Source organism: Klebsiella sp. GG_Kp173 (assembly GCF_040062415.1).
GTDB classification, from domain to species: domain Bacteria; phylum Pseudomonadota; class Gammaproteobacteria; order Enterobacterales; family Enterobacteriaceae; genus Klebsiella; species Klebsiella quasipneumoniae.
Genome location: NZ_JBEAFZ010000048.1, coordinates 1 through 5,126, shown reverse-complemented (window position 1 = coordinate 5,126; position 5,126 = coordinate 1). Strand labels below are relative to the sequence as shown.

Genomic DNA, 5,126 nt, shown 5'->3' with positions numbered 1-5,126 from the left:
GGCCAGTAATGGGTTAAGTGATAACAGGTGTCTGGAAATATAGGGGCAAATCCAACTTGTTGTTATTTAAAACAAAAAACATTATATATCAATCGATTATATGGCGAGACTAAAAACTAGTCGCAAGAATGGCACTAAACAAGCCTATATCAGATAACAGCCCTCTTTTGTCAGAGGGCTTTTTTGCAGCCAGTAGACACGGTGAAATCCTCGCTAGAGGATTCACCGTGTCTGGTTCGGGGGAATGGTGCGCATTTTTCGCACGCAATGCTCGCCGCAGCAAGAGGTCCTTAAGGTGGTGTGCAAGGAAGTATCAATAGATTGGCTGCATTACTGCAGCTTACTACTGAGGGAAGGCTGACGCTACTGGCAAAGGATCTTCTTGAGATCATCTTTTTCTGCGGGTAATCTCTTTCTCTAGAAACGAAAAAACCGCCTTGGCGGGCGGTTTTTTTGAAGGTTCCAAGAGTTGGCGCTCTTTGAACCGAGGTAACTGGCTAGTTAGAGGAGCGCAGTCACCAAAACTGTTCGTTTAGTTTAGCCTTAACTGGCGCATAACTTCAAGACTATCTCCTCTAAATCAGTTACCAGTGGCTGCTGCCAGTGGCGCATTTGCATGTCTTTCCGGGTTGGACTCAAGACGATAGTTACCGGATAAGGCGCAGCAGTCGGACTGAACGGGGGGTTCGTGCATACAGTCCAGCTTGGAGCGAACTGCCTTCCCGGAACTGAGTGTCAGGCGTGGAATGAGATAAACGCGGCCATAACAGCGGAATGACACCGGTAAACCGAAAGGCAGGAACAGGAGAGCGCACGAGGGAGCTACCAGGGGGAAACGCCTGGGATCTTTATAGTCCTGTCGGGTTTCGCCACCGCTGATTTGAGCGTCAGATTCTGTGATGCTTGTCAGGGGGGCGGAGCCTATGGAAAAACGGCAGCGGCGCATTCTTTTGCTGCCCCGCTTGTCATGCCGTATGTCTTTGCTCTTATCCGTGTGCAGGTAACGCCCGCCGCAGCCGAACGGCAGGAGCGGCAGCGACTGAGTGAGCGAGGAGGCGTCATATCCCCGGGCTTCCATTTTCTCCCGTACGCCCCGCCGCTGCACTTTCCTCTGTCACATGAAGCACTTTCATAACGTGTTACTCCACCGTAGCATATTGAGCCCGTATACACTCCGCACGTGCTATTTGACTGGTTCAGGGCTGCGCCCCGAAACCCGCTAACAACCTCTCAGCTACTGGATATCACCCCATGCCATCTGAATATGATGAACAACTGGATTCGACTGATACGCAGCTTCCCGGCGAATATGACCTTTTTGATTTAATGGCGCAGGTTACTGAAGAGAACCTGCACGCCCCTGTGGATTCCGGGCCACCTGTCGGCCGGGAAGCGTTATAGCTTTTTCGCTTGCTCGCGTACGTGGTAATACGCCGGTATTACATTTTATTTCTTTATTTTCATGTGGTTACAGGTGATTGTAATACGTTGCGTATTACATAAATAAACGGAGATTTCAATTTTTACCTTTTAATTCATGCAGTTGCGATGAAAATCGCGGCTGCGTTAGGTGTATGACCATTTAAGGGCCAAAATATTATCATTCTGGCCGGGTGATCTGCGGAGGTTAAGGGGCGTCGGTGACAAAAAAACGTCATTAACGACCTCGTTCATGCTCGCATGAACGGATTATTTTTCCGGACTACAGGTAAACTACAGAAAGACTACAAAAGCTGATGACTTAATCCTGATTTTTAGTGCGATGACTACAGATAAACTACAAAATAACTACAGGATTACCTCAGATCCGTTCTCTGAACCATTCGTATATCCGACCCCCTTACCGGTTTTACACTGAGCACTGATGCTCTGAGGTCCCTTATGACGAAACAACAGAAAACAGCGCTGAACATGGCTAAATTCATCCAGAATCAGTCTCTGCTCCTGCTGGAGAAGCTTAACGAGCTTGATCTCGATGCTGAGGCCGACCTTTGTGAGAAACTCCACGATGATGCGGAGCATCTTTTCCGTACACTGTCCTCGAGACTGGATGCATTACAGGATGGTAACTGATGGCCAGAGTGTCTATTAGTGAAGCAGCACGGCTTGTTAAGGTTAGTCGCCCTACTATTTACAAGATGATTAACAGTGGTAAGTTAAGTTACACCTCTGTTGTAAAGCACGGGAAGGATATTAAAGTTATTGATACATCAGAGCTTATTAGAGTGTTTGGTTCTCTTGATGGTGTAATCGATGCTGTAAAATATGATGTAAAAAGTGACGCAGAATCTACAGGTATTAACAGCGTTGGTTTACATGATTTACAACATAGAATCGCTTTACTTGAAGCTGAAAACGATGGTCTTAAAGGGGCTGTTAAGGCTCGAGATGAGCATATTGATTCCCTTCGTCAGGCTATGCAGCTTCTGGAGCACAAGCACGAACCTTCTTCACCACCCCATTCCCCGTGGTGGAAATTCTGGAAAAAATCCTGATCCCGCCATGCTTGAGTTTTCCTCTCCGGCCATGCCGGGGCGTTCGTGAACCTTCCCAAAAATCGTCAGATCTCTGAACGCTCCTCACACTAAAAATATCCACACCCCACGCAAAATTAAATTTTTGCAGATAACTCATTAATATCAGTTAGTTGGTTGTTATTAAATTACGCAGTATTACCTTCTGTAAGGTCAATCCAAGTCGTCGGTGATTCGTGTACGACTTGCCGACGACTCGTCATAGAGTCATCGACGACTCACTCCACACTATCAGTAACTTATGACGACTTGACTCTAAAGTCGAATCGTCGATTTGGCGTTTTTATGACCGTGGTGACTCTAGAGTCAAGTCACGAGTCGAATCGCCGGTGAATCGTGTGGTGAGTCGTCCGGCGACTTGCCATAACGTGATTGCCGGCCGTCGACGAACCCGATTCCTGAACGTGCTGAAAACCGGTTTTCCGGCTGCGCCGGCAACGCTTCACGGCCACGCAATAAATTGCGTCCCCGTTCACCGTTTTCGGATGGGAAGAACGCCGGAAACAGGACTTACCCCGGCTGAATGGCGTGAATTTCCGCGCTATGCACTTGCGCGCATACTCATGCATGCCGTAAAAACAGAGCCTGCGCGTTTCTGGCGGGTTTTCGGGTGGTTTGTTGCCTGTTTTGCCGGTTTCCCGTCAGAAACGCCCTGAGGCCGTTTTCGCGGTGCGCGTAAGAAGGGATTATGGTAAATAGGGCGCTATCGCCTAAATACACGACTCATTACTAACATCGCGGTGTATTAATCAACGGGGAGCAGGTCACAGCGACGTAAGTCATGCGAGGAAAAGCATCAGTGAATGGGGTCAGTGACCACCTAGATGGTCACTTCTGAGAAAAAAGTATTTACACAGAATGGTGTACAATCTCTGAGGATTAAATCGCACCTTCCTTAGTAAGCCCCATCCTTTTTAATTACGACACTAACCGTTTTAAATAGTATCGCAATATCATTCCATATTGACCAATTTTTAACATACCAAACGTCAAAATAAATTCTGGTTTCATAGTCAACATCACTGCGCCCACTTACCTGCCAGAGGCCTGTCATTCCTGGTTTGCTAAGTAAGTAGTAACCCACTTCATCATTATAACGTTCAAGCTCTTCAGTTATAATTGGTCGTGGCCCCACTAAACTCATTTCCCCTTTTAGCACATTAAATAATTGAGGTAGTTCATCTAGACTTGTGCGGCGCAAAAATGCACCTATTTTAGTTACGCGCGGGTCATTCCTTAACTTAAAGTTTAAATCCCATTCAGCACGAGCTTCAGGATCATTGGCAAGAACATCAGTCAATACTTCCTTTGAATTAACCACCATTGAACGGAATTTAAGGCATTTAAAAGATTTTCCATTTTTCCCTACCCGCACGTGGCCATAAATCGCAGGCCCACCATCTTTTTTCACTTTACGGCTAATATAAATTAAGACTGGAGAAAGAATAACAATAAGAGCGAGTGACCCAAAAATATCAAAAATCCGCTTTAGTACCCTTGAAGAAACTTTAGCCAGATTTTGTTGAACGCGGAAGATCATTACCTCATGGCTAAAAATAAAGGACATATCAGTGCTATCTAATGGCATGCCACGCAATGTAGGGATGACTGAAACATAACGGTATCCTTTGATCATAAAATTTCTTAACCAAGCGTTGCGTAAGTCAGCTTGGTTCGTTTCAACCGCTACAATGAATTGTGTTTTCTTATCCTGTAGAGCTAACCATTCAGCATCAGGATTAATCACAGGGATCCCTGCGATAGCACTAACTTGTTGGCTATTAGCTTCGCCAGCAATAAAGCCGATTACTGATAAACCTAAATTACGTTCGCTGCTTACGGCATTAAAGGCCTCAACTGCATTTTTTCCACTTCCCAGAATCCATGTTTCACGCCTCCAGAGGCCAACTATATCTAGTAGACGTTTAGTTGTCATGCGCAGTGTTGGCAGTAATATAAATGTAACGATCCAGATAGAAGCCCAGATGACACTTGGGAATAACCAGTCTGTAAAAGCAATAATTGATGTTTCAAAGACCGAGAAAATTACTAAGGTTCGCAAAATTTCTTTCAATTCGAACCAAAATGTTTTACGGTAAAAATAATGCCGCAGGCGGACTGAATACCAGCCGACACAGCCAAGAACAACAATAGCATGCAGCGTGAACCACCCTTCTAGCTGTGTCATCAGCAAGGTATGATTGAAATCTGTAGTACATAAGGCATGGATTCCTAGTACTAAGCCGACCGAAATAGCAAAACTGACTAAGTCAGACAACGCTAGACTTGTACTGACTATGTTATTTTTATGCATATACTTCATTAATATTCATCCTTTAAAATGTATGACAGATGCAAGTCCGAAGTACAACTCTAAGCCGTCTGTCTTAGCTCAGCAAGCACCACCGAGGTGCCAGGACTTAGGTCTGCTCCCTTCGGGATGAACTGCCGAAATCGTCTTGTGCTCACTGAATTCCATCCACATGACCGAGAGTTGCACTTATTATCTGAATTCGCGTTTCATTGTTGATTACTTGTAGACTGACCCCCTGAATCTTCAGACAACCAATATCACTTAAATAAGTGATAGTC

At 45.5% G+C, this 5,126-nt stretch carries 5 protein-coding genes; 3 read left to right on the top strand and 2 right to left on the bottom strand.

Annotated features, from left to right (window positions below; all coding sequences use genetic code 11):
* Window positions 1–580: 580 nt before the first annotated feature.
* A complete protein-coding gene (locus tag ABLU50_RS15870; protein ID WP_073511950.1) occupies window positions 581–694 on the bottom strand; it encodes a replication initiation protein in 114 nt (37 codons plus the stop codon).
* A 557-nt stretch (window positions 695–1,251) separates the two neighbouring features.
* Between ABLU50_RS15870 and ABLU50_RS15865 the strand changes: the two genes are divergently transcribed.
* The 3 genes from ABLU50_RS15865 to ABLU50_RS15855 all read left to right on the top strand — a co-directional run bounded on the left by ABLU50_RS15865 (window position 1,252) and on the right by ABLU50_RS15855 (window position 2,495).
* Complete coding sequence (locus tag ABLU50_RS15865; protein WP_017880354.1) at window positions 1,252–1,401, top strand: hypothetical protein; 150 nt, start codon at window positions 1,252–1,254, stop codon at window positions 1,399–1,401.
* A 480-nt stretch (window positions 1,402–1,881) separates the two neighbouring features.
* Entirely contained in the window at window positions 1,882–2,073 is a 192-nt protein-coding gene (locus ABLU50_RS15860; protein WP_000166328.1) for a Rop family plasmid primer RNA-binding protein, read from the top strand.
* Window positions 2,073–2,495 (top strand): helix-turn-helix domain-containing protein, encoded by a 423-nt coding sequence (locus tag ABLU50_RS15855; RefSeq protein WP_087833086.1) that lies wholly within the window; start codon window positions 2,073–2,075, stop codon window positions 2,493–2,495. The genes ABLU50_RS15860 and ABLU50_RS15855 overlap by 1 nt, the downstream gene beginning before the upstream one ends.
* Before the next feature lie 934 nt (window positions 2,496–3,429).
* Here the strand turns inward: ABLU50_RS15855 and wbaP are convergent.
* Complete coding sequence (gene wbaP, locus ABLU50_RS15850; RefSeq protein WP_064162953.1) at window positions 3,430–4,857, bottom strand: undecaprenyl-phosphate galactose phosphotransferase WbaP; 1,428 nt, start codon at window positions 4,855–4,857, stop codon at window positions 3,430–3,432.
* Window positions 4,858–5,126 lie beyond the last annotated feature (269 nt).

Coding starts and splice junctions, on each gene's coding strand:
- ABLU50_RS15870 (WP_073511950.1), bottom strand. CDS start 694: ATGCACGAACCCCCCGTTCAGTCCGACTGCTGCGCCTTATCCGGTAAC.
- ABLU50_RS15865 (WP_017880354.1), top strand. CDS start 1,252: ATGCCATCTGAATATGATGAACAACTGGATTCGACTGATACGCAGCTT.
- ABLU50_RS15860 (WP_000166328.1), top strand. CDS start 1,882: ATGACGAAACAACAGAAAACAGCGCTGAACATGGCTAAATTCATCCAG.
- ABLU50_RS15855 (WP_087833086.1), top strand. CDS start 2,073: ATGGCCAGAGTGTCTATTAGTGAAGCAGCACGGCTTGTTAAGGTTAGT.
- wbaP (WP_064162953.1), bottom strand. CDS start 4,857: ATGAAGTATATGCATAAAAATAACATAGTCAGTACAAGTCTAGCGTTG.